This window comes from Terriglobus albidus (assembly GCF_025685425.1).
Taxonomy (GTDB): domain Bacteria; phylum Acidobacteriota; class Terriglobia; order Terriglobales; family Acidobacteriaceae; genus Terriglobus; species Terriglobus albidus.
In genome coordinates this window covers 25,081-48,069 of record NZ_JAGTAS010000053.1, presented here as the reverse complement: position 1 = coordinate 48,069, position 22,989 = coordinate 25,081, and the positions used below count along the sequence as shown (strand labels likewise).

At 57.2% G+C, this 22,989-nt stretch carries 20 protein-coding genes and 2 tRNA genes; 12 read left to right on the top strand and 10 right to left on the bottom strand.

Annotation, left to right across the window (positions count from 1 at the left end):
• Positions 1-574: 574 nt before the first annotated feature.
• From OHL21_RS12395 to OHL21_RS12385, 3 genes are all read right to left on the bottom strand, one after another.
• Positions 575-649 (bottom strand) — tRNA-Asn (locus OHL21_RS12395).
• A gap of 202 nt (positions 650-851) precedes the next feature.
• Positions 852-1,595: a CAP domain-containing protein gene (locus OHL21_RS12390; RefSeq protein WP_263417588.1), complete on the bottom strand. Its 744-nt coding sequence runs from the start codon at positions 1,593-1,595 to the stop codon at positions 852-854.
• Between the two features lie 63 nt (positions 1,596-1,658).
• Positions 1,659-2,420, bottom strand: a complete 762-nt coding sequence (locus OHL21_RS12385) for a WecB/TagA/CpsF family glycosyltransferase (RefSeq protein ID WP_263417587.1) — start codon at positions 2,418-2,420, stop codon at positions 1,659-1,661.
• 205 nt (positions 2,421-2,625) lie between these two features.
• On the opposite strand from OHL21_RS12385, the gene OHL21_RS12380 reads away from it, so the two are divergent.
• Together OHL21_RS12380 and OHL21_RS12375 are read left to right on the top strand one after the other, a co-directional pair.
• Positions 2,626-3,459 carry an ABC transporter permease gene (locus tag OHL21_RS12380; RefSeq protein ID WP_263417701.1) on the top strand — a complete coding sequence of 278 codons (834 nt, stop codon included), beginning with the start codon at positions 2,626-2,628 and terminating at the stop codon, positions 3,457-3,459.
• A 1-nt stretch (position 3,460) separates the two neighbouring features.
• On the top strand, positions 3,461-3,922 hold the full coding sequence (locus OHL21_RS12375; protein ID WP_263417586.1) for a metallophosphoesterase family protein: 462 nt from the start codon (positions 3,461-3,463) through the stop codon (positions 3,920-3,922).
• On the opposite strand, the gene OHL21_RS12370 is transcribed toward OHL21_RS12375, so the two are convergent.
• Both OHL21_RS12370 and OHL21_RS12365 read right to left on the bottom strand, forming a co-directional pair.
• On the bottom strand, positions 3,919-4,854 hold the full coding sequence (locus OHL21_RS12370; protein WP_399258330.1) for an ABC transporter permease: 936 nt from the start codon (positions 4,852-4,854) through the stop codon (positions 3,919-3,921). The genes OHL21_RS12375 and OHL21_RS12370 overlap by 4 nt on opposite strands.
• The gene (locus tag OHL21_RS12365; RefSeq protein ID WP_263417584.1) at positions 4,848-6,239 is read right to left on the bottom strand and encodes a hemolysin family protein; all 1,392 of its coding nucleotides are present in this window, start codon (positions 6,237-6,239) and stop codon (positions 4,848-4,850) included. The genes OHL21_RS12370 and OHL21_RS12365 overlap by 7 nt, the downstream gene beginning before the upstream one ends.
• Before the next feature lie 315 nt (positions 6,240-6,554).
• On the opposite strand from OHL21_RS12365, the gene OHL21_RS12360 reads away from it, so the two are divergent.
• From OHL21_RS12360 to OHL21_RS12345, 4 genes are all read left to right on the top strand, one after another.
• Positions 6,555-6,639 (top strand) — tRNA-Leu (locus tag OHL21_RS12360).
• Between the two features lie 68 nt (positions 6,640-6,707).
• Positions 6,708-6,998: a preprotein translocase subunit SecG gene (secG, locus tag OHL21_RS12355; protein ID WP_263417583.1), complete on the top strand. Its 291-nt coding sequence runs from the start codon at positions 6,708-6,710 to the stop codon at positions 6,996-6,998.
• Positions 6,999-7,143: 145 nt separating this feature from the next.
• On the top strand, positions 7,144-8,148 hold the full coding sequence (locus tag OHL21_RS12350; RefSeq protein WP_263417582.1) for a glycoside hydrolase family 43 protein: 1,005 nt from the start codon (positions 7,144-7,146) through the stop codon (positions 8,146-8,148).
• Entirely contained in the window at positions 8,145-8,765 is a 621-nt protein-coding gene (locus OHL21_RS12345) for an MBL fold metallo-hydrolase (RefSeq protein WP_263417581.1), read from the top strand. Before OHL21_RS12350 ends, OHL21_RS12345 begins: the two co-directional genes overlap by 4 nt.
• Before the next feature lie 62 nt (positions 8,766-8,827).
• Here OHL21_RS12345 and OHL21_RS12340 read toward each other — a convergent pair whose 3' ends face one another.
• Positions 8,828-9,991, bottom strand: coding sequence for a pyridoxal phosphate-dependent aminotransferase (locus tag OHL21_RS12340; RefSeq protein WP_263417580.1), 1,164 nt, complete (start codon positions 9,989-9,991; stop codon positions 8,828-8,830).
• Positions 9,992-10,035: 44 nt separating this feature from the next.
• On the opposite strand from OHL21_RS12340, the gene OHL21_RS12335 reads away from it, so the two are divergent.
• Positions 10,036-10,677, top strand: a complete 642-nt coding sequence (locus tag OHL21_RS12335) for an HAD family hydrolase (RefSeq protein WP_263417579.1) — start codon at positions 10,036-10,038, stop codon at positions 10,675-10,677.
• Between the two features lie 27 nt (positions 10,678-10,704).
• On the opposite strand, the gene ribB is transcribed toward OHL21_RS12335, so the two are convergent.
• The gene (gene ribB / locus OHL21_RS12330; protein WP_263417578.1) at positions 10,705-11,874 is read right to left on the bottom strand and encodes a 3,4-dihydroxy-2-butanone-4-phosphate synthase; all 1,170 of its coding nucleotides are present in this window, start codon (positions 11,872-11,874) and stop codon (positions 10,705-10,707) included.
• Between the two features lie 117 nt (positions 11,875-11,991).
• On the bottom strand, positions 11,992-12,219 hold the full coding sequence (locus OHL21_RS12325) for a hypothetical protein (RefSeq protein ID WP_020710367.1): 228 nt from the start codon (positions 12,217-12,219) through the stop codon (positions 11,992-11,994).
• Between the two features lie 278 nt (positions 12,220-12,497).
• On the opposite strand from OHL21_RS12325, the gene OHL21_RS12320 reads away from it, so the two are divergent.
• The 4 genes from OHL21_RS12320 to OHL21_RS12305 all read left to right on the top strand — a co-directional run bounded on the left by OHL21_RS12320 (position 12,498) and on the right by OHL21_RS12305 (position 17,297).
• Positions 12,498-14,522, top strand: coding sequence for a RecQ family ATP-dependent DNA helicase (locus OHL21_RS12320; protein WP_263417577.1), 2,025 nt, complete (start codon positions 12,498-12,500; stop codon positions 14,520-14,522).
• A gap of 179 nt (positions 14,523-14,701) precedes the next feature.
• Positions 14,702-15,661 (top strand): pyridoxal 5'-phosphate synthase lyase subunit PdxS, encoded by a 960-nt coding sequence (gene pdxS / locus OHL21_RS12315; protein ID WP_263417576.1) that lies wholly within the window; start codon positions 14,702-14,704, stop codon positions 15,659-15,661.
• A gap of 186 nt (positions 15,662-15,847) precedes the next feature.
• Positions 15,848-16,465 (top strand): pyridoxal 5'-phosphate synthase glutaminase subunit PdxT, encoded by a 618-nt coding sequence (pdxT, locus tag OHL21_RS12310; RefSeq protein ID WP_263417575.1) that lies wholly within the window; start codon positions 15,848-15,850, stop codon positions 16,463-16,465.
• Positions 16,466-16,505: 40 nt separating this feature from the next.
• Positions 16,506-17,297: a cytochrome c oxidase subunit 3 gene (locus OHL21_RS12305; RefSeq protein WP_263417574.1), complete on the top strand. Its 792-nt coding sequence runs from the start codon at positions 16,506-16,508 to the stop codon at positions 17,295-17,297.
• Positions 17,298-17,427: 130 nt separating this feature from the next.
• Here OHL21_RS12305 and OHL21_RS12300 read toward each other — a convergent pair whose 3' ends face one another.
• Together OHL21_RS12300 and OHL21_RS12295 are read right to left on the bottom strand one after the other, a co-directional pair.
• Positions 17,428-18,864 carry a sigma-54-dependent transcriptional regulator gene (locus tag OHL21_RS12300; RefSeq protein ID WP_263417573.1) on the bottom strand — a complete coding sequence of 479 codons (1,437 nt, stop codon included), beginning with the start codon at positions 18,862-18,864 and terminating at the stop codon, positions 17,428-17,430.
• The gene (locus OHL21_RS12295; protein ID WP_263417572.1) at positions 18,857-21,733 is read right to left on the bottom strand and encodes an ATP-binding protein; all 2,877 of its coding nucleotides are present in this window, start codon (positions 21,731-21,733) and stop codon (positions 18,857-18,859) included. Before OHL21_RS12295 ends, OHL21_RS12300 begins: the two co-directional genes overlap by 8 nt.
• Before the next feature lie 234 nt (positions 21,734-21,967).
• Between OHL21_RS12295 and OHL21_RS12290 the strand changes: the two genes are divergently transcribed.
• The gene (locus OHL21_RS12290; protein WP_263417571.1) at positions 21,968-22,882 is read left to right on the top strand and encodes an alpha/beta fold hydrolase; all 915 of its coding nucleotides are present in this window, start codon (positions 21,968-21,970) and stop codon (positions 22,880-22,882) included.
• Positions 22,883-22,989 lie beyond the last annotated feature (107 nt).

Below are 22,989 nucleotides of genomic sequence, written 5' to 3'. Positions count from 1 at the left end.
ATCATCACATTGCCGGTAAAGCCAACCGTGGTGGGATGGGATCCCTTGCCATCCTCCGCCAAGGACCGAAGACAGGACTGCAAGACAGGATTGCGAGACTCAAACGGCTGGTACCGAATCGGGTGCTAGTCGTCGTGACAGTCACGTCGGATACGACAACAACGGATGCATCCTGCAGCGCTCTTTCGGTACCACCGGCTAATTCGTTGGGTGTTCGCAGCGAATTGGCCGGACAACAATACAACGTCCGGATTCCGGAAGGCCAGAACTTTCTCATTCAGTTCCTCTTAAATGGCCTTCAAATCCAGACAGTCGTGCATCAGACACAATCTGATCGCCCAATCCGTCGTGCCTTGAACGATCAAAAGGTCTGTCTTGACTACGGGAGAATGAATAGATTCCTGGCGCATCGCCGCCAACTACGATACGGCTAAGAACACCTGATCACCGAAGCCTTTGTCAGGCTGTGATAATCACGCTTTTGAATCGCACTGGGGACAAAAATGGGCACAATCCACCGAAAAGAGGCGAATTTCGTCATCCGACGAAAGGCACTAAATTGTGGAGGAATTTATGGCTCCGCAGGTAGGACTCGAACCTACAACCCTTCGGTTAACAGCCGAATGCTCTGCCATTGAGCTACTGCGGAGTATCGGCGCGACCCTGTTGTTTCCAACCGGTCAAGCGCCTTAGTAAGAATACGAAAATTGCTGTGGATTGGCAACTCTAGAGCATTTCCCTGTTGGTGGGTATTCCGGAAGTAACGTGCAGGGGCGTTTTCATTGCGGAAAACGCCCATAGATGAGGAAGCCCTACTCTACATCTGCAGGGAAATGCTCCAACGGAATCAACTAGTACATCAGCACCGCGACCCGGTATGTCGTAAAACCGCCGGCGCCATGGACGGAACATGCTCCTACCTCAGCGCTGTTGTATCTGCGCTGCCGCAGGCGAGCCTTAAGTTGTTCCGGTACGGCGCTCAGGTCCGTGGCGGTCCAGCGCATCACAAACAGTGGACGGCTTCCCTGCACAACGCCGGAGTCGACCGCACAGTTCGCCCGGGCCGCAGCACTCGCTGCGGCATTCAGACGCAGCGCCCGCAGACTTTCGATGACAGCGTTTTCCTGCTGCGAGAGCGAGAGCGTGGGGACATCGCGGCTGAAGTCTTCTACTGCATAAAGCGCATTGCCCCGCGGCATGACAGCAATGGCTACAGAGGTGACTCTCGGATCCAGAATGTTTTCCCGGTGATGGGGCGAATGCATCCAGCCATCGTGGATCATCACGGCCGTGGAAGCCATGGCCACATTCTCCGCGACGACAGAGACATGTGCCCCAGCTGAAGCGACGCGTTCCGTGAGGTCCGCCTCTCCCTGGAACTGATGACTGATGGCTCCTGCCCGAACCATTTGCTCCGCATGATAGCGAGCCGCAACATAGAGCTGGCGATCCCAGCGCAGTTGCGGCAGACCTGCTTGTGCTCTTTCAGAATTCAGAGCCTGAAAAAGATATCGCTCCGCAAGAGAACTCTGAGCTTGCAGGTGAGAAGCAAAGAGAGTCAAAACCACAAACGCCAGTAAAAAACGAAACCGCATAGCTACCGAGTTCAACCCTGAAGGAACCGAAAAGTAGCTATGCGGCCGTGCTGCAGAAACGCTCTAATTGAGGACGTTCTGTTCAATGGGTGCTTCCACCGGCGGTAAGGCGCTGCGGTATCTCGCAAGCAAACCGAAGAGTGCGGTGGCGCCCATATAGCGCGGGAAGTAGAGCTTTGGCTTATCGAGTACACGGAACAACCACCCCAGGAAAAGGTGATCCGCCCACTCTGGAATATGAACCTGGTCTCCACTCAGAAAGGCGATCGCGGCGCCGATGCAGTGGATACCCGGCACGTAGCTAAGACGATGGCGCAGATAGTGGCCGAGCCGCTCCTGATTGCCGCCGCCGATCGTTACCACAATGTGTGCTGGACGCAATTCTTCCAGACGCTCCAGCAGTTCCCTGTCATCGATCACAGGGCCGTACATCGGAGCGTTGTAAACATACTCGTCCGGCACTTCAATGCCTTCGCTGCGCAGCCAGTTCCGGTTCATGTTCGCGCTCTTGTTGCCGGCCATAATCCAGAAGGTCTGGCCGGGCTGGCGGACCTCAGGCTGGCGCAACAATAGACGCAGATACTTCAGGCCGGAAACCCGGCGCAGGTTATCGCGCTCAAGCATATTCCAGACCAGAACCATAAAGGCGCTGTCTGTAATCACGAGATCGGCCGCCAGCAGGGCGTCACGATATGCAGTATGTGTGCCGATGTCTTTCAGGGCTGGTGCAGCAGGGACGACCAATAATCCACCATTCAGCATCCGCTGAACGGCCTCTTCTGCAGTTCCAGTGAAAAAAGGCACACCAAGGATAGTCTTCGTCATCGAATCGTTATGATCTCTCACGCGGTTCTCGACCAAAGCAAATTTTTGGTTTCGTTTTTCTTACGGACCGGTCCTCGCCGGATGAACCGGTCTTTGCCGGATGAGGTTGTCTAGTTCATTGTAACTCGAATTGGGACCCGACCGTTCTTTATCCGACACAAGATACTTGTCGGCAGGTAACCCTAAATCGATTACCATCTATCACATGCGGTCACCCTTGGGCATGGCGTGCGCCATTTTATTAACCATCTTTATACTGACCGGGGTCTTTGCACCGCTTCTTGCTCCTTACGATCCGCTACAACTCAACCTGGATGACAGACTGCAAGCACCGGCAATACACCACTGGTTTGGGACAGATGAACTAGGGCGCGACATTTTGTCTCGTTGTATTTTTGGTGCAAGAATCTCGCTATCGGTTGCCATGAGCGTTGTAATTCTTTCGCTATTTTTGGGGCTGCTGATCGGTTCTCTTGCCGGTTTTTATGGGGGATGGCTTGATACGGTTTTGAACGTCTACCTGATCAATGCCTTCATGGCCATTCCTGGAATCCTGTTGGCAATCGCCTTCGTCGCCTTCTCAGGCCCCGGGTTTCGCAACCTTGTGGCCGCACTCTCGTTGACCATGTGGACCGGATTTGCCCGCCTGGTGCGGGCTCAGGTCGCTGCCGCCGCGCAGATGGAATATGTCGAAGCAGCGCGTGCTCTTGGGGCAAGCGATCTCCGCATCATTGTGAGGCACATCCTGCCCAACGTATTGCAGCCGGTGCTGGTTCAGGCGGCCCTCGCCCTGGCAACTGCGGTGCTCGCGGAAGCGACATTGAGCTTTCTTGGTCTGGGAACGCCTCCGCCCGCACCAAGCTGGGGCAATATGCTCAATGATGCACGTTCACACCTCTTCGACTCACCACACATGGTCATCTTCCCTGCTCTTTCGGTAATGATCTGCGTGGTCGCCTTCAATTTCCTTGGCGATATCCTGCGGGATACCGCAGACCCGCGGCGCAAAGTCCGTCGTTCTCTCCCAGTCGAGGCCTGATATGCCCTTTCTCGTCGGCGTCCTCTCCGACACCCACGGGCTTCTGCGTCCGGAGGTTCTGCCCGCGCTGTCAGGCGTGGACCATATTCTGCACGCAGGCGATATCGGCTCCCAGCAGATTCTGGATGATCTGCGCTCCATCGCTCCTGTCACCGCGATTCGCGGTAACACCGACACTCACGGCCCATGCGCACTGTTACCGGCTACAGAAATGGTTGAGCTGGCCGAACATTTCTTCTATCTGGTGCATGACATCGCTCAGCTTGACATCAACCCTTCCGCCGCGGGCGTGGACTGTATCATTTTCGGGCACTCCCATAAGCCGTCCTTTGAAGAACGGCAAGGTGTTTTTTACCTCAATCCTGGCTCCTGCGGACCACGCCGTTTCAGCCTTCCGATCACACTCGCACTGCTGGAGATCGATGGGGAGCGGATCATGCACCGGCTCATACACCTCATCTAAGCGGAGCGCATGCGTGGATTCACCAGGCGATAGGTGAGGTCGGTAAGGAGATTGACCGCGACATACGTCACTCCAATCGCAAGAATGCAGCCCTGCACTAACGGATAATCTCGATTGGAGATCGCCGAGATCGTCAACCTTCCCAGCCCCGGCCAGCTGAAGATCGTTTCCGTAACGATGGCCCCGGCGAGCAGCGAACCGAACTGCAAGCCGACCACTGTCAGCACAGGCACCAGAGCATTGCGAAAGGCATGCCAGACCACCGTACGCTCAGGAAGACCTTTCGCTCGATCCGTACGCAGATAGTCTTTACCAAGCTCTTCGAGTACTGACGTACGGACCATTCGCGTCAACGTCGCTGCCAAACCACTTCCCAACGTGATCGCAGGCAACACCAGGTGCGTTATCAACTGCCAACCGGTCCCCGCGCCTGAGACAGGAAGCCATCCAAGCCAGATGGCGAAGACAAGGATCAGGACCGGCCCCAAAGCAAAATTCGGAAGAGAAAGCCCGAACAGACTGGCAACTCCGATTGTCCGGTCCACTCTTGTCCCATTGCGATACGCCGACCAGATGCCCGCGGGCACGGAAAACAGAATGCCGAGGAACATCGCAGCAGCAGTGAGCTCCAGGGTGTAAGGATAGCGTTGGCCAATCAGCGCCATCACCCCCTCGCGCAGGCGTACGCTGCGTCCGAGATCGCCATGCAGCACACCCTTCAGAAACTGCCAGTACTGCGTCTGCAGAGGAAGGTCGAAGCCGTATGCATGCCGCAATGTCGAGATGTCGGCGGCCGTTGCCCCCTCACCGAGCATCTGCACAATCGGATCGCCAGGCACCAGACGAATCAGCAGAAATACCGCTGTCACAATCAACCAGAGCACCGGCAGCGTGATCAGCAGCCGCTTGACGATATTGCCGGCCTTCACGATGCCTTCGCCTCAGCTGTATCGCGCTGTGAGACCTGTTCTACCCCGACGCGATTGATCTTCTGCCGCGTCATCTCGAGAATCGTAAATCGTCTGCCGTCAAACTCAACCGACTCTCCGACGTGCGGAATGTGGCCAAGTTGCGTCAGCAGGAAGCCGGCAACTGTCTGCTCTCCTTCTTCGCGGGGCAGACTCCACCGCATCTGGGTCTCAAGGTCGCGCAGGTTCACACTGCCATCGAGAATCCACCCGGCCCCGCTCTCAAGCACGGCCCGATTGGCGACATCGAACTCATCGTCCAGCTCTCCTACAAGCTGCTCGAGCGCATCTTCTACGGTCACCAGGCCCACGGTCGTGCCAAACTCATCGACCACAATGGCGATCTGCCGCTTACGCTGCTGCATCTCTTCGATTAGATCCGCTACCGGCTTTGTCTCCGGCACGACCAGTACGTCTTTCATGATCTGACCGAGCTTCAACTGAATCTCTCCGCCGGCGTCGTACGGCCGCATGCGGCTGCGGAAGTGCATCAGGCGCGATACATCCTTGGAATACACCACGCCGATAATGTGCTCTTTCCCGGCTTTCGGATCGAAGATCGGAATCCTCGAGTGCTGCTCTTCGATAATGCGGGCGCTCGCCGCCTCAAGCGGCATATCCGCAGGAAGAGCGAAGATCTTACCGCGGGGTGTCATGATGTCGCGCACCAGCACATGATTTAGCTCGATCGCGCGATGGATGACCTGCTCCTGCATCGCCGGCAATAAGCCCATGCGCCGTGCGCCGGTAGCAATCATCTTCAACTCCTCAGGAGAATGAACAGCGCCCTCACCGCTCAATGGCGCCCTGAAAAGAGTCAGGACCAGTCGTGCCGAGGTGTTCATTACATTCACCGCGGGACGGGTAATGCGCATGAAGACATCCATCGGGCCGGCCACTGCGAGCGCAATGCGTTCGGCCCGCTGCAGCGCCAGGGCCTTTGGTACAAGCTCACCAAGCAGGACCTCAAAATAGGTGATCAAAGCGAAGGCGATCACAATCGCTCCGCCATGGGCGTAGATCAGGACATGCGTCTCGAAGCCTGGAATGCGGTTCAGCCATGTTGCTTTTCCAAGCAGCATCAACAGGAACTCGGCGACGACCGGCTCTCCGAGCCAACCTAGCGCCAACGATGCAAGCGTCACACCGAGTTGTACGGCCGGCAGAAATTCATCGATGGAGCGCTTCAATGCAAGTGCCGTCTCAGCACCCGGCCGGGCAAGCGCAATCAATTGCCGAAGTCGCGTCTCTCGCACACTCACCAGCGCGAACTCGGCGGCCACAAAGAAACTGTTCGCCAGAATCAACACGGCTACGGTGAAACCGCGAAAGAGTATCCACTCGAGCATTCAGCCTGAGGATAGAGCATTTTCCCTGTCGCTGGGTATCCCGGAAGAGGAGTGTAGCGGCGTTTTCATTGCGGAAAACGCCCCTAGACGCGGAAGCCCTACTCTACACCTACAGGAAAGATGCCCTAGCACCGGGCACCATGCATCAGCAGCGCCTTCATGACACGGAAGACTCCCCTGCTTTTGCCGGCTTTTTTCTTCTCAATGAAGAAGCAGCGAAAGAACTTTAGTTCCTTCTGGTTAGCGTGCCTTCGCAAATCTTCCGCGGATGCTATACTGACTTTCGGATTGACCGTCACCCTTAGAAGTGCCCAAGCGGAGGTGGCGAAATTGGCAGACGCACAAGCTTGAGGTGCTTGCGCCGCAAGGCATAGGGGTTCAAATCCCCTCCTCCGCACCAATCCAACACATCTCGGCGTTCGGTTTTGCGAAACCACAAAATACGCCGTTCTGAGGTTCCCAGCAGCAATGATTTACCTGCTTGTTGTTCTTCACATCATCGTGTGCTTTTTCCTGATCGGCGTGGTCCTGCTGCAGCAGGGCAAGAGCGCCGACCTCGCCGGTGCGTTTGGCGGACAGGGTTCACAGACAGCCTTCGGTCCGCGCGGCGCAGCTAACCTGCTTACCCGTCTCACGACATGGTCAGCCATCCTGTTCATGCTGACCTCGATCGGCCTCACGGTACTGATGGCTCGTTCGAGCTCCAGCTCGGTCTTCTCCGGTGAGAAAGCTCCGATTTCGGCTCCAGCCAAGAAGTAGCTTCGCTCTCTCTTGTCAACGGCGCAGACCTAAGGTCTGCGCCGTTTGCTTTGGATGAGACAATCAGCGCATGGCGTTCGTTCGACTAGCGCATTTTTTCTGTAGATGTAGAGTAGGGCTTCCGTATTTATGGGCATTTTCCGCAATGAAAACGCCGCTGCACTCCTCTTCCGGGATACCTAACAACAGGAAAAATGCTCTAGCTGCTGCCCTGCTTCTGCTTGCAACTTCCTGCCTGGCTCAATCCTCCGAAGGTCCATGGCTCTTCGCCGGTTTCAAGAACAACGGCCAGAACGGTGTCTACTTCGCTGTCAGCGAAGATGGCTGGCACTGGAAGCTGATCAATGACGGCAGGCCTGTGATTGCACCGGCGCAGTCAGGTGAACTGATGCGCGATCCTTTCCTGCAACGCGCTCCGAACGGCGGCTTCCGCATGATGTGGACGTGGGGCTGGCGGCAACCGGCCGTAGCCGGGTACTCCGAATCCAAGGATCTGCTGCACTGGACTCCTCATCGCCAGCTTGAAGTCATGGCCAACGAGCCAACCGCACTCAATGTCTGGGCTCCAGCGCTTTATTGGGATGAAGCAAAGCGCCACTGGCTGATCTTCTGGTCCAGCACCGTTCCCGGCCGCTTTCCGCAATCGCACTACGACAAGAACGGCCTGAACCACCGTATCTATGCCACCACGACCCGCGACTTCCGTACATTCACCCCGGCGAAGCTTTTCTTCGATCCTGGCTACAACGTGATTGATGCTACGTTACTTCCTTCCGATGGAAGCAAAGCGAACGGTAGTTACCGCCTCGTCTTCAAGGACGAACGGAAGGAGCCGGACGGAAAACACATCCGCATGGCCAGCGGAGCCTCCATGGAAGGTCCCTGGAGCGACGTGACGGAAGCTTTTACAGAACCCGGGTCAGAAGGACCTGCGGGCTTTGCGATCGACCACGGATGGGTTGTCTACTACGACCATTACCAGTCGCCGGGCCAGCACTATGGCTCGACCTTCTCGCGCGACCTGGAGCACTGGCGTGATGGGAAAGACATGATGGAGTTTCCAGCAGGTTTGCGCCACGGCTCGTTTCTGAAGATCACGCGCAAGGAACTGGCACGGCTTCAGGGATACCACGACGGAGGTGTGCAATGATTCGCGAGACCTTCCCAGTGGGCCTTCTCGGCTGCAATTGCACAGTTCTGGGCGACAACGGCGAAGGGATTGTGATCGACCCCGGTGATGACATTCCCAGGATCACCGCCACCCTCGCCCGCCATGGCCTGACCTGCAAGCAGATCATCATCACCCACGCCCACATCGATCACATCGCCGCCGCGCAGACGCTGAAGCGCTTGACCGGAGCTCCGGTCTATTACAACCAGCTCGATCTTCCCCTGGTCAAGATCATGGATATTCAAGCCGGATGGCTCGGCATACCCACGCCGGAGGTAGCTCCTCCGGACGCCGATGCCGGTAACGGAATGAAGGTGCGCTTCGGAGCTACCGAGGGCACCATCCTCCATACTCCCGGTCACACCGAAGGAAGCCTGGTTCTCCATATCCCTGGCGAGAAGCTTCTTCTTGCCGGAGACACACTTTTTGCCGGCTCCATTGGACGCACAGATCTCCCCGGCGGCGACTATCCGACGATCCTCCGCTCGATCAAAGACGTTCTCCTGCCGCTTCCAGACGAGACGCTCGTCATTCCTGGCCATGGAAAGAACACAACCGTCGGCGCTGAACGGGAAGATAACCATTTCCTCAAATAACAAAGAATCAGGTAGATACAAAAACAACTGAATGTATCACTCGATGGGGCTCGACCTTACTGTTAACCAAAAAGGTTCTCCAGTAACCCTCCGATCCCCTGCTCGAAGACTGGCGCGGCAGGCAGCAAACTCACGACGAGCCAACCCTTCGCCGGCAGTCCATAAAAACTTCCGGGATGAGTCAGCACTCCTGCTTGCTGCAACAGACGTATCGCGAAAGCCGTATCGTCTTCCACGGCGGGAATACGCAATACCACCACCCATCCAGCCTCCACTGGCAGGCGTGACACCTCGGGCGTAGTCTCGAGCAAATGATCGAGCTGGTTGAGGTTCCTCCGAACCCGCTGCCGAATCTGCGCCTGGATCATTTTTGCGCTTTTCAGCCAAACAGGCAGAGCCAGTTGCGTGGGCGTTCCGAGCGACAGGAAGGTATCGGCTACTACCTCCAGGCGCGCGATGGCTTCGCGTTGAAGCTCGACCGGACCTTGTACTGCCAGCCAGGCGGCCTTCATTTGCGGAAGTCCGGCAATCTTACTCATGCCGCTCAAGACAAAGGTGAGGGCCGGATGTTCTCCTGCAGTGAAACTGGCGCTTGAACCTTCGATGGTGTAGTCGAGAAAGACCTCATCCACGATCAACGCCAGGCCATGGCGGGCACAAAGCTGCTGCAAGGCTGCTCGCTCCGCATCACGGGCAAAGTGCCCTGTCGGATTGTTCGGATGCACGAGCATTACCGCCTTCGTCCGCACACCGATATGCGCCTCAAGCGATGCCAGGTCGATATGCCAGCCGTGATCGTAAAAAAGGGGATAAGGCGCCAGGTGCACGTCGTCTAAACCCGCCAGGAAATCAAAGAGCGGATAACTCGGCCGCGGTACCATGACTTCGTCCCCCGGGTCGCACAACAGGCGAAACAGATAGCTGTAGGCTTCGCTGGTGCTGGTCGTGAGAATCAGGTTGTCAGCACTCACGGCTGCATCGTGCGCGGCATAATAGCCGGAGACGGCGGCACGAGCGGAAAGAATGCCGCGCGGATCCGGATCATAGCCCATCGCTTCGGCATGAACGAGCGCATTCAGGATCGAGGAGGCATCATAGTCGAAGCCGCACTCCGTTGGGTTCGAAAGCGTAAGGTCCGCTGCGATGCGCCCGCTACTTCGCGCCTGTCGTACCGCAGTGGCATAGGGTGATTCAGAGATGTCCCAGGCAGTCCTTCGCGAAAACATGCCATTCATCCTACCGCCGATAAGAGCTTGATACTCTGAAACAGATGGCTTCCAATCACCTTTGCGCGGTTCTTTTTGATTTTGGACAGGTCCTTTCGCTTACTCCCGACCTTGAACAGTGGGAACGCATGAAGCGGGTTCTCGGACTCGAGGAGATCGACTTCCAGGAAAGTTATTGGCAGTACCGCCACGCCTATGACCGTGGAGATTTGAACGCCGTCTCGTACTGGCATCGGATCGCCGAAGACTACAAGATCACCCTTAGCGACGCAGCGCTACAGGATCTGATCGATGCCGATGTCCGCATGTGGTCTCGGCTGAACCAGCCAATGGTGCAATGGCTGCAGCATCTTCAGCAGGCTGGGGTGAAGACCGGTTTATTGTCGAACATCGGCGATGCCATGACTCATGGGCTACGCGCAAAGTTCGCCTGGATGGGCGCGTTCGCACATGCCATCTACTCCTACGAACACAACCTGGCCAAGCCGGAGCATGCTATCTATCGCAAAGCAGCCGAAGGTCTTGGATGTTCCCCGGATGGGATTCTCTTTATCGATGACAAGGCGGAGAACATTCAGGCAGCACGTGCAGTGGGCATGAAAGCCATTCAATATGATCTGAACAACCACACCGCATTTGAGGGTCAGATGGAAGCCGAAGGACTTGGGGATCTGCTTCGAAGATAGGCGAGATCTGACGGACGCCCGGTTAATTCAGCGCTGCGCGACAGAAGGCCGCAGCGGTATCTGCTCCACGATCTCTACGCCGAAACCCTGCAGCGCCGGCGCGTGGGTCGGCCGATTCGTCAGCAGTCGAATCTTGTGAATTCCCAGATCGGAGAGGATCTGTCCGCCCAAACCTGTCTGACGCAGCGTGCGCTGATGACGCTCAGCGTACGGATCTCCACCGGGCATGGCATTCGGTTCCCGTTGGGTGACGATCCGAGCGGGAGAGACGGTGCTGTCGATGCCAAAACCGCGCGATCCATTGTGCAGATAGACCAACGCGCCTGCTCCCGCCTCGGAAATACGTTGCAGCGCATATTCCACAGAATGGGAACAGTCTGGGATCATCGCACCGAAGACATCTTCCACCAGGTTGTGTGAATGCACGCGCACGAGTACCGGTTTATCCGGGCTGGCTACGTCTCCGAGCACCAGGGCGACGTGCGACTCCGTAGGGTCCGTCTCGCTCTCGTAGGCGATCATCTGAAACTCGCCGTGCTTCGTCGAAAGCACCGTCTCGGCAACTCGACGTACCGAGCGCTCATGCCGCAGACGATAACGGATCAGCTCTGCGACGGTCACCATCTTCAGGTTGTGCAGCTTGCAGAACTCGACCAGGTCTGGAACCCGGGCCATAGTGCCGTCGTCGTTCATGATCTCGCAGATCACGCCGGCGGGAATGAGACCGGCCATGCGCGCGAGGTCCACTGACGCCTCAGTCTGCCCTGCACGGACCAGAACTCCGCCTTTCCGGGCGCGCAGCGGAAAGACATGACCGGGACGTGCAAGGTCCTGCGCTGTCGAAGCCGGATCGATCGCAACTTTGATGGTGTGCGCACGATCGTGCGCCGAAATCCCCGTCGTGACCCCTTCACGGGCCTCGATACTCTCTGTGAATGCCGTACCGAACCGCGAAGTATTTTGCCGTGTCATCGGCAACAGACGCAGGTAGTCCGCACGCTCCTCGGTCAACGTGAGACAGATGAGACCACGGCCATACATCGCCATGAAGTTGATTGCCTCTGGTGTTACATATTCTGCCGCCAGAGTCAGATCGCCTTCGTTCTCTCGGTCCTCATCATCGACGACCACGACCATGCGGCCGGCTTTGATCTCGTCGATGGCGGTGGCAACGTCTGTGAATGGGCTTTCGGTCATAACTTACAGATTCAGCATAGCCGAGGAGGTCGCAAACTGAAGCAGAGCCGTGGCATAAATGACAAACAAAAGACGCCGCGCATGGGCGGCGTCTTTTGGGACCTTCAAACTGAGTCGTTACAGTGTTGACTCGATTTCAAATCCCCACGCTTCCAACAGAGCCTCAGGGATGTATTTCGAATTCTTGTTACGGCGAGCCCACTCACGCAGGCGCGTCGAACGGACATACTGGTCCGGGGTCAGCTTGAACTCTTTCACCACTTGCTCGAACGATGTCACCGTAGGTACGACCGGCCCGATGGGCTCCGGCTTACCCCAGTTAGGATTGCCACGACGCTTTGCCATGCAGTTTTTCGTGTCCTTGTTAAATTGTTTCGTACTTGCTGGTGCTCTTTGCGGACTCACGCCCTGTGAGTTCCAGCAACAACTGGACTGTGTCCGCAAAGTATTAGATTACCCTGATTTGCGCCCGGATTCAAGTTTGCAGAGGTACTCAATCGCCCCCGGAAAGAAGCTGCAATTCTTCCGTAAATTACTCATTTATAAGGCGTACACACACCAGCGCGGGGATTTACCCCCAAATCTTCCACTGCCTGATTTATGCGAAGATGAGTGTTCGCTCTATGGCTCAAAGCTCCTCCAGAGACCTCCGTTCCCTTCTACGGCAGACCTTCGGTTTCGATGACTTCCGGGAAGGCCAGGAAGAGGTCTGCCGGGCCGCCGTCGAGGGTCGCGATCTGTTGCTGGTAATGCCGACCGGCTCCGGAAAGTCGCTGTGCTATCAGCTTCCCGCTCTCGCGCTGGAGGGAACGGCTCTGGTTATCAGTCCCCTGATCGCCCTGATGGACGATCAGTCTTCAAAACTGGAGGCCGCGGGGGTGGCAGTAGCGCGCATTCACTCCGGTCTGCCGCGCGAAGCTCAACGGCAAGCCTGCCGACACTATCTCGACGGAGAGCTGAAGTTTTTGTTCGTCGCTCCCGAGCGGCTGAGAGTACCCGGTTTCATGGAGATGCTGGCAAAGCGGCCTCCATGCCTTGTCGCTATCGATGAGGCCCACTGCATCTCCCAGTGGGGACATGACTTCCGCCCCGACTACAGGCTTCTCGGGCAGTACGTGCAGGCACTGCGGCCCGCGGTGGTCGTCGCATTGACCGCGACGGCGACGCTGCAGGTGCAGGAAGATATCATCGCTCAGTTGAGCCTTCAGCGGCCCGCACGCTTCATCCACGGCTTCCGCAGGGATAACCTCGCCATCGAGGTGGTGGAAACTCCAAAGAACGAGCGATTCGCCACAACCAGGCGACTTCTCGCTGATACAGCACGCCGCCCGGCTGTCGTCTATGCCTCCTCCAGAAGAGATGCTGAATCGCTTGCACAGGAGCTTGCCGCCGACTTCCCTGCGGCCCCTTACCACGCCGGCCTTCCTCCTGAAGTTCGCGAACAGACACAGCGGAAGTTTCTGGCCGGTGAGTTGGAGATCGTCGTAGCCACCGTCGCCTTCGGCATGGGGGTCGACAAAGCCAATGTGCGCACCGTTATCCACGTCGCCCTTCCCGGTTCCGTAGAAGCGTACTACCAGGAGATCGGGCGCGCAGGCCGCGATTGGAAGCCCAGCCGGTGCATCCTGTTGCACAGCTATGCCGACAAGCGCACGCAGGACTTTCTCCTGGAGAAGTCGTACCCGGCGACGACCGAGTTGGATCGGATCTTCCGCAAGTTGAACGATCAGCCGCTACCGCTCGATCTGTTACGCGAAGAGCTGCGCATGGACGCCGAAGTCTTCTCCTCCGCTGTAGAAAAGCTGGTCGCTCATGGCGCCTGTCTGGTGGATTTTGAGGGCTTTGCCGTTCGCGGACGCATCGAAGGCTGGCGCCGACTCTACGAGCAGCAGCTGGCGCAGCGGAAGGCGCAGATCGATCGGATGATCGGTTATGCAGACTCTCACCAGTGCCGTATGTCGGCTCTGATTGCTCACTTCGGCGACACGGTAGATGCCCGCCGGATGTGCGGCAAATGCGACTTTTGCTCTCCGGAGAGCGCGATCGCTGTCCGTTATCGGAATGCAACCATCGGCGAAGAAGAGGCCATGTGGACGATTCTTCGAGCACTGAAGCGTTCAGGAGGCAAATCCACGGGCAAGCTTCACAGTGAGGTGTTTCCGGGTGGGTCTCCTTCTCGCAATGAGATGGAGGATCTTCTGGGAGGCCTCGCGCGCTCCGGATGGGTGACGCTTGAAAGTGCAACCTTCGAAAACTCCGAGGGACGCACCATTCCCTATAAACGGGTCTCGATCACTCGCGATGCGGAACTGCTGCCGGACGGAGAGCCTCTCGGAGTGCTGATGACTGGCGAAGAGGCTCAGGCCTCTCCTCGAACTGTCACCCGCAAACGTAAATCCGCGGACGCCGAGGAGATGGTGGCGTTCAGCCCGGCACAGCTCGCACTTGAGCAGCAGATTCGCAGTTGGAGAACCGAAGAAGCTCGCCGGCTGAAACAGCCGCCATTCATGATCCTCGCCGATCGCACACTGCGCGCGATCGTATTGAACCGCCCGCGTACGATCGAAGATCTGCTGCAGGTAGACGGCATTGGCCCGAGCAAAGCGCAGCGTTTCGGCGAACAAATCTGCGCGCTTTGCGCCGGTTGAAACGTGCAGGCAATCGCGCTGCAGGCAAGTCAGATTCGCCGCGTCTTAGCACATAAAACCTGCTAAAATATGAATTTCCCGGGCAACCATGACATGCATGTCCCGCTGCGGGCAATCCTGGGAGTGTCTCTCTCGATCGCAGCAGTCGTCACCGGACCAACGACAAGGAGCTCTATACGATGTCACACCTGAATGGCAGCACTAGCGGCAACCCAAGTGGCACGGGCTTGCGCCTGAAGACCGGCCTGGCCGAAATGCTGAAAGGTGGCGTCATTATGGACGTCATGAACGTGGAGCAGGCGCGCATCGCCGAAGAAGCCGGCGCCGTCTCCGTCATGGCTCTGGAGCGCGTGCCGGCGATGATTCGCGCCGAAGGCGGCGTTGCTCGTATGGCAAACCCGAAGCTGATCAAAGAGATCATGCAGGCGGTATCCATTCCCGTCATGGCAAAGGCTCGTATCGGACACTTTGTCGAGGCTCAGGTCCTGGAGCAGCTCGGCGTCGATTTCATTGACGAGTCCGAAGTGCTGACGCCCGCCGATGAGACCTACCACATCGATAAGCACGCCTTCAAAACACCGTTTGTCTGCGGGGCACGCAACCTGGGTGAAGCATTGCGCCGCATCGCTGAGGGCGCCGCAATGATCCGTACCAAAGGCGAGCCTGGCACCGGTGATGTAGTTCACGCGGTACAGCATATGCGCACCATGAACCGCGAGATTCGCATCCTGACCGCCCTGCGTGAAGAGGAGCTGTACAACGAAGCCAAGCTGCACGGCGCTCCCTACGAGCTGGTGCGTATGGTGGCGCAGGAAGGCAAGCTGCCGGTTCCCAACTTCTCGGCAGGCGGTATCGCTACGCCGGCAGACGCTGCCCTGATGATGCAGCTCGGTGCGGAGACCGTCTTTGTCGGCTCTGGCATCTTCATGAAGGAGCGTGCGACTCCGCTGGATATTGAGAACGATCCGAAGGAGCGTGCGGAAGCTGTCTCCCGCGCCAAGGCGATTGTGATCGCGGCGACACACTTCAACGAGCCGAAGATTGTAGCCGAAGCCAGCGAACTGGTCACCGGTACGATGAAGGGACTCGCCGCCGCAGCGATCGAAGAAGCACAGCTCATGCAGACGCGCGGCTGGTAAACAAACGAAATAACCGTTCTAAACCGGACAGCGAAGTGGACATCTCCGCTTCGCTGTTTTTTCATAGGGACTCGAGCAATTCTCCTAAAGGTCTGGGGCGAGTGTTGGCTATTTGCGCCGTTTTCCTTCGAAGAAAACGGCATTCGAAGATTTATCCAGAGCTACAGTATTAGGAGAATTGCTCTAATGACCTCTGAACATCTGACTATCGGTGTGCTCGCCGTGCAGGGTGCGTTTGAAGCACACGCCCAGGTACTTCGTTCTCTTGGTGTAAATGCTCCGCTTGTCCGTCTGCCGGAAGATCTGGCTTCCCTGGACGGCCTGATCCTGCCTGGCGGTGAGTCCACGACGTTTCTGAAACATCTGGAGCGGAACAACTTCTTCGCGGCCCTGGACACTTTCGTCCGGCAAAAGCCTTCGTTCGGCACATGTGCCGGAACCATCCTGCTTGCCAAGGATGTACGCAACCCGGTGCAGAAGTCGTTGGCTGTGCTGGATGCCACGGTAGAGCGCAACGCCTACGGCCGGCAGATAGACTCCACGATCCAGGAGACCGAGACAACCCTGCCAGGCGGCCCGATGGAGATGGTTTACATCCGTGCCCCTCGTATCGCCGCCGTCGGTAATGACGTCGAAGTGCTGGCCCGGAGGAACGGCGATCCGGTCCTGGTACGTGAAGGCCGTATCCTGGCGGCCACTTTCCATCCGGAGCTCTCCACGGATCGCCGTGTGCATGAATTTTTCGTCGAGATGGTACGCCGGGAGAAGCTGGCCCATTCTGCAACGGAAGCCCATGCCGGCTAAGAAACACCTGCGCTAAAAATCCGAAACGGGAGTACTCTTGATGTTAACGAAGGGGCTCCCTGTGGCGGCGATCCTTACACCGAACGAAACCGAACGCAAACGTCGTCCTGACGACGGCGACAGCGGTTCAGGACGTCGGCCCCCTGTTGACCGTAAGCCGACTGGCGGCGGTGGTGACGGCGATAACTGGGACAACCGGCCGGCCGGTAGCCGCGGTCCCCGGGAGACACTCACCCGGTATCGCATGGGTATCTTCTTTGCCCTGGCCGGCGACCTGATGTTCTTCGCCGTCATCGTCTGCGCCTTCTTCGTCCGGCAGACCAGTGGGCACTTCGATGCACATAACGACTACATCGTGGACTGGGTCCCGATCGCGATTCCCCACATCCTCTGGTACAACACTGCCGCTCTCTTGATGAGTTCCATCACCATGGAAATCGCCCGCCGGCACATGTTCCGCGAGATCGATGTCATGGAGGAGTGGCTGGGCCTGGGCAAGCCAAGCTCCACACGGGCAATGCCCTGGTTGATCGCCACCCTGGTCTTTGGCCTGACATTCGTGAGCGGGCAATTAGTAGCGTGGAAGCAGTTGAGCCTGGCGCACCACAGTTTCAGCTCAAACCCTTCCAGCAAGTTCTTCTACTTGATTACCGGCATCCACGGCGCTCACCTGGTGTTCGGTATTTTTGCACTGGCAGCCGCCGTGATTGGGCTCTACGCCATCAAGAAAATCCAGGCTCGGCAGATCGTGGTGGATTGCACGGCGTGGTACTGGCACTCGATGGGAGTCTTCTGGGCCTTCCTCTTCGGCCTGTTGGTCTTTGCTCAGTAAACTTGCCCGAAAGCTACTAGAGCCTTCTCCCTGTTGCTGGGTATCTCGGAAGAGGAGTCCAGCGGCGTTTTCATTACGTAAAACGCCCATAGATGCGGAATCCCTACGCTACACCTACATGGAAAATGCTCTATTCTTTTCCGCGCTTCTTCAACTCAATGTTCAGGCGTTTGATCTTCTGATTCAGCGTGCTTAGCGGAATCTTGAAGAAGGCTGCAGCCTCGGTCTGATTCCAATTGCAACGCTCCAGCCGGTCGCCAATGATACGGCGCTCGATCTCTTCCATAATCTCGGCGAGGCTAGCAGAGGAAGCGTGCTCCATCAATGCTGCCGAGTAGGTGTTTCCAGTCAGTTGAGGCGGAAGCTGATCCGGCGTAATCTGCGGTCCGGTTGAGAGAACTACACCGCGCTCCATCGCATTTTCCAGCTCGCGGATATTTCCCGGCCAGCTGTGGTCCATGACCAGCCGCATTGCGTCTGGGGAGAGCGTGCGCTCCGGCAGGCCATTCTCCTCTGAGAAACGCTTGAGGAAGTGTTGTGCCAGCAATGGGATATCTTCACGGCGGTTGCGCAACGGCGGAAGCTCCACGGAGATGACGTTCAAGCGGTAGAAGAGATCTTCGCGGAAGCGGCCCTCCTTCACCGCCTGCTGCAGATCAACGTTCGTTGCCGCCAGAATACGAACGTCGACGGAGATCTCCTGTGTTCCACCGAGTTGCATGAACTTGCGCTCCTGCAGTGCGCGGAGCACCTTGGCCTGGGTTTCAAGAGGCATGGTGCCAATCTCATCCAGGAAGAGCGTGCCCTCGTTGGCAGCCTCAAAGAGTCCCTTCTTTGTAGCGACTGCCGAGGTAAAGGCTCCCTTCAAGTGGCCGAAGAGCGTTGATTCCAGCAGGTCTGCGGGGACAGCACCCACGTTCACAGGGACGAAGGGCTTATCTTTCCGCGGCGAATTTGCATGGATTGCTTTAGCAATCAATTCCTTGCCCGTGCCGCTCTCTCCATGGATCAGGACAGTAGAACGCGAAGCGGCTACTTGCGCCACCAGATCGAGCAGCTTGAGCATCACGTCGCTCTTGCCCACAATATTCGTGAACTGATAACGCTGCTTGAGAGTCCGACGGAGTTGCAGCACTTCCTGCTCGGCGCGGCGCTTGCCGATTGCGGAGCGAATGTCAGCCAGCAGCTTTTCGTTGTCCCAGGGCTTCTGAACAAAGTTCTCCGCACCCAGGCGAATCGCTTCAACGACGTTCGCTACCGCACCGTACGCGGTGATCATGATGACCGGAAGTTGAGGATGGGACGCCTTGATTCTGGGCAGCAGGTCCATGCCGCTTTCGCCCGGCAGAGACAGATCGAGAAGCAGAAGATCGAACTCCTCGCGTGCCAACAGGTCCAGGCCGGAGTTTCCCTCCTCGGCCATGGTGACCGTGAACCCTTCTAACGTCAGAAGAGTCTCCAGCGAGTCGCGGATGGCAGCTTCGTCGTCAATGATCAGAATACGTCCGCTGCCGGCAGGCAGCATAAAGCCCGCGTCCGGCGGGTTTATCGTTAATGCTTCAGGCATGAATCGTTCGTCCGCTGGCCTCGTTGCCTAGCCGTGTCACATCAGCCAAGGCAGGAAATTCTAGGATGAAAACGGTACCGACGCCAGGCTCACTCTCAACGTCGATCTTGCCATTGTGCTCCTGCATGATGCCGTAAGTGACGGAGAGGCCGAGGCCGGTTCCCTTCCGCTGGCCGACAGCAGGCTGGAGCTTGGTGGTAAAGAATGGGTCGTAAATCTTGTGCAGGTGTGACGGTTCAATTCCGCTGCCATTATCTCCGATACGAACCACAACATTGTTCCCAACAGCCTCGGTCTGCACGTGCAGGCAGCCTTCGGCGCGATTGAACATTGCGTCCTTGGCGTTCATCAGCAGATTTAGCGCCACCTGTTGAAGTTTGCCTTGATTCCCGCGGATAAGAGGAAGATTTGGAGCCAGGTCAATCTCCAATTTGATCCGCGAGGTTTTCATCTGGTGCTCCAGCAGAGCCAGCGTGTCCCGTATTACGACATTGATGTCCAGATGCGTGAACTCCGTCGTGCTGGTGCGCGAGAAGTTGAGAAGGCCATTCGCGATCTCTGAGGCACGGAAGGTCTGCTGCGTGATCTTCTCCAGGATGGAGGACAGACGAGGATCGGCGCCGGCATGTTTCGTCAGCATCTGCGCATACGAGGAGATCACAGCCAACGGCGTGTTAACCTCGTGGGCAATGCCGGCCGCCAGTAGGCCAATGGAAGACAGCTTTTCGGCCTGGGCAAGCTGACCTTCCATGTTGACGCGGTCGGTAATGTCATCCACCAGCACAATACGGCCGACAGGGACAAAATCACGTGTCAGCAGGGGTGCAATCGCGATATTGGCGGTACGAACTTCACCAGCCGGCGTCGGCAGGCGGAACTTGTACAAGGTATGCGTTGTGGCTTCAGTCTTGAGCCGCTCGAATTCACCGAGGAACTCCGGAGGAAAGACCTCACTCAGATGGCGGCGGAGCGCAGAGACACGTGGTGTCGCGTACATGACCTCCATCTCGGCGTTCCAGCTTTCAATACGATCTTCCAGATCGACCGCAAAGATACCGATATGGATGGACTCAACGATGTTCTCGTTGAACTCCTTCAGCCGTTCAAACTCAGTAACCTGACGCTGCAGGCGTGTATAGAGCTGAGCATTCTGAATCGCAATGCCGATATACCCTGCCAGCGATTCAAGTACCTCGATATCTTCCGACGAAAGAAAGTCGCCGCGTGACGTACGCCCAAGCCCAATCACAGCAATGGTGCGCTGTGCCCCCGTTCCCGGCTCACCAACCGTACAGGCAAGGTAGTAGTTCAGGTCGAGCGCGGCGGCAGTGGCCTGCTGCGTCTCTGTAAGGTGCATTGCATGCTGCGGTGTTTCCAGAAAGAGATGCCGCGCCTGCCCGTAAAAGTGCAGGAAGCTAAGGTCGTTCACCGGGACATCATTCAGGCCATGCGATGCCGCAAGATGCAGCGGGGCTCCAGGCTCGCTTGATGTAAACAGCGCCACGCGCGTAACCAGCAGCGTCTGCTGCAGACGCTCGACAATCGAACGCGTCAGCAGGTTGATATCGGTCTGGGAAGACAGGCTGCGGCCGAAATCGACCAGCGTGCTGCGATAGTCGAAGCGGCGGCGGTCAAAGAGTTTGTCAACGCGGGCCTGAATGATGTTCTTCAATGGATCGAAGATCAGCGACGTAACAACGATTGCCGCCACCAGACCCCAGGCACGCAGGCCGGGAAGCCGCGCATGCACCAGTTCTGCTGAGACAGCGATCACCGCAAAGTACAGACCGACCAGGCCGGCGGTAGCGAGCGTATAGGTGACGCCACGCTTGAAGATAAGATCTACGTCCATCAGGCGATAACGGACAATCGCCCATGCGAACGTCAGCGGCAGAAATACCAAAGACAAGCCGGAAAGCTTCGCAACGATCGGCCAGATATCCCAATCTGCCATGTAAGGAATGGTGTAAAGCAGCGTGAACGGAATAACAGCAATCAATGCTCCACGCGAGAGCCACTTGAGTTGTTGCCGCTCCAAGCCGGACCGTGCCCGGCGATAGCGAGTGTAGAAAACAATCGCCGCCGTAACGTAAAACGCTGACAGGTAGCCAATGGCGATCTGATCCAGCCGATGATGAAGCTGTTCCGTCGCGGACCATGTGGTGAAGGCAATAATCTGCAGCGCCGCAACCACAAAACCTGGAATATAAAGCGCGGCAGAGAGGATGCGCCGCGGCAGGCTGTTGGAGCTTCGGCCGAAGCTTACGGCAAAGTGCAGGAAAAGTGCGGGCTGGAGTGCCTGCGCCAGCAGATTCGCGTAAAAGACCGTCCAGTCCAGAGTGTTTAGCTCGCCCGTGTACTTGAAGTCGTACAAGACAAAACTGGCCAGACAGAAGAGATAAAAGTGCATCGACCCCGGCGCGGTCCAGCGCCGGAAAAGCACATAAAGTCCGATGCCGAGATACACCAGGCCAATCAACCGCATACCCTGGTTGATCGAACGATCAGTAGGCTCAAAGATAACCTGAACGTCGAAACGAGCCTTTGCGTTCCGTACGATCGAATAGGTTCCCCGCGACCAGACACCATGACGCCAAATTTGGCGATTGAGGGTTGCCACCCGGGGAGTGGGATGCTCATCGACGGCGATCAGCACATCTCCCGGACGAATACCTGCTCGTTGCGCGGGAGAGTTAGCGGGAACCCGCTCTGCCTTCAGTCCACCCTGAATCTCCGTCCAGGACACGCCGTCTGTCGGCAGATCAAAATGGATCTCCCGCAGGAAATTTACGACGCCAAGCGCACAGGCGGCAGCCGTCAACAGGGCAAGCGCAATCGCCGTGATGCGGACTTGAAAGGCCTTTGGCATCAAAGTTCCATTGAAACTATCAACATCATTCTTGCACGTTAAAGACCAAATTTTTACCCCGGCTAATAAGGCCAAGTCCTTGAAAAAGATACAGCTATTCTTCCAAATATCATAACGAGCTACAGAAATACGGAAGATCGGGCCTTACTGGGTTTTTTACAACCCAATTTGTTGGTTGTAAATGGGCATCCACTCGGAATCTAGTACGCATCTGAGTCATGGGATTGGGGGCGAATGAACCTTCTGGAGTGGATGACATCTGCCTTACCTGAGCCGGCTGCCCAACCGGCTCAAACGGAGGTGTCGCCCGGTTGCACCATGCGATATCTGGAGGCGGGTGCCGGCTATCCGGTAGTTCTGCTGCATGGGCTTCTGGGAGCTGCCGATATCTGGCGCCGGAATCTGCCCACTCTGGCCAGGGAATATCGCGTCATCGCCGTCGACCAGCTTACCTGCGAACGCCATGGCTGGGTCAATGAGCAGGATGCCGATATTGCGACCTCTGCGGAGAGATTGCTGCAGCTCTTCAACCGTATTGGAATCGAGCGCTGCCATCTCATCGGGCACTCTTATGGGGGCTCGGTGGCCGTCGTCTTTGCCGCAAAGTATCCGGAAAGGGTAGCTTCCCTGGTTTTGCTGGCTCCCCCGACCGCGGCCGCAACCAGTCTTCTTCCTCTCATTCGGTTCTGGAACAGTCCACTTGGCCGCTGGTTCGGGCATCGCGTCACCGAGCTTCCACGCCGCCTGCAGGAATTGGCGCTCCTCCGAATGTATGGCGAGCGGGGCCACGCTGACGAAAGGACCCTCGACCTGTACCTCCGCGCCTTGCGACGTCCGGGGGCGGTGATGCATATCCTTTCGATCATTCAGCTGTGGCACCACAACATGAACGCCGTTGATGAGGCGCTGGCCGCCTTGCCGGAACAGCGGGTGCTGCTGCTCTGGGGTGATAGAGACCGTACAGCTCCGGTACATCTTTCGGAAAGACTGCGGCAGCGCCTTCCCCAGGCGGAACTGCAAGTGATCACCGGAGCCGGCCACCTGATCTTTGAGGAAGCGCCGCATGAAGCCAATCTGCTGTTTGCTGACTGGTTGCGTCGCAACACCATGACTCATCGTGTAACCGCCCACAAATCTGAGGTCGCTTAGAGTCTGCTGGTGTGGTCTCTCGAAGTTCTTGTCACAAATTTAGTCATCCTGAACATTCGGGGTCTCCAGCGAACTTGTTCGCTGGGGTGATTCGTGAAGGACCCGCT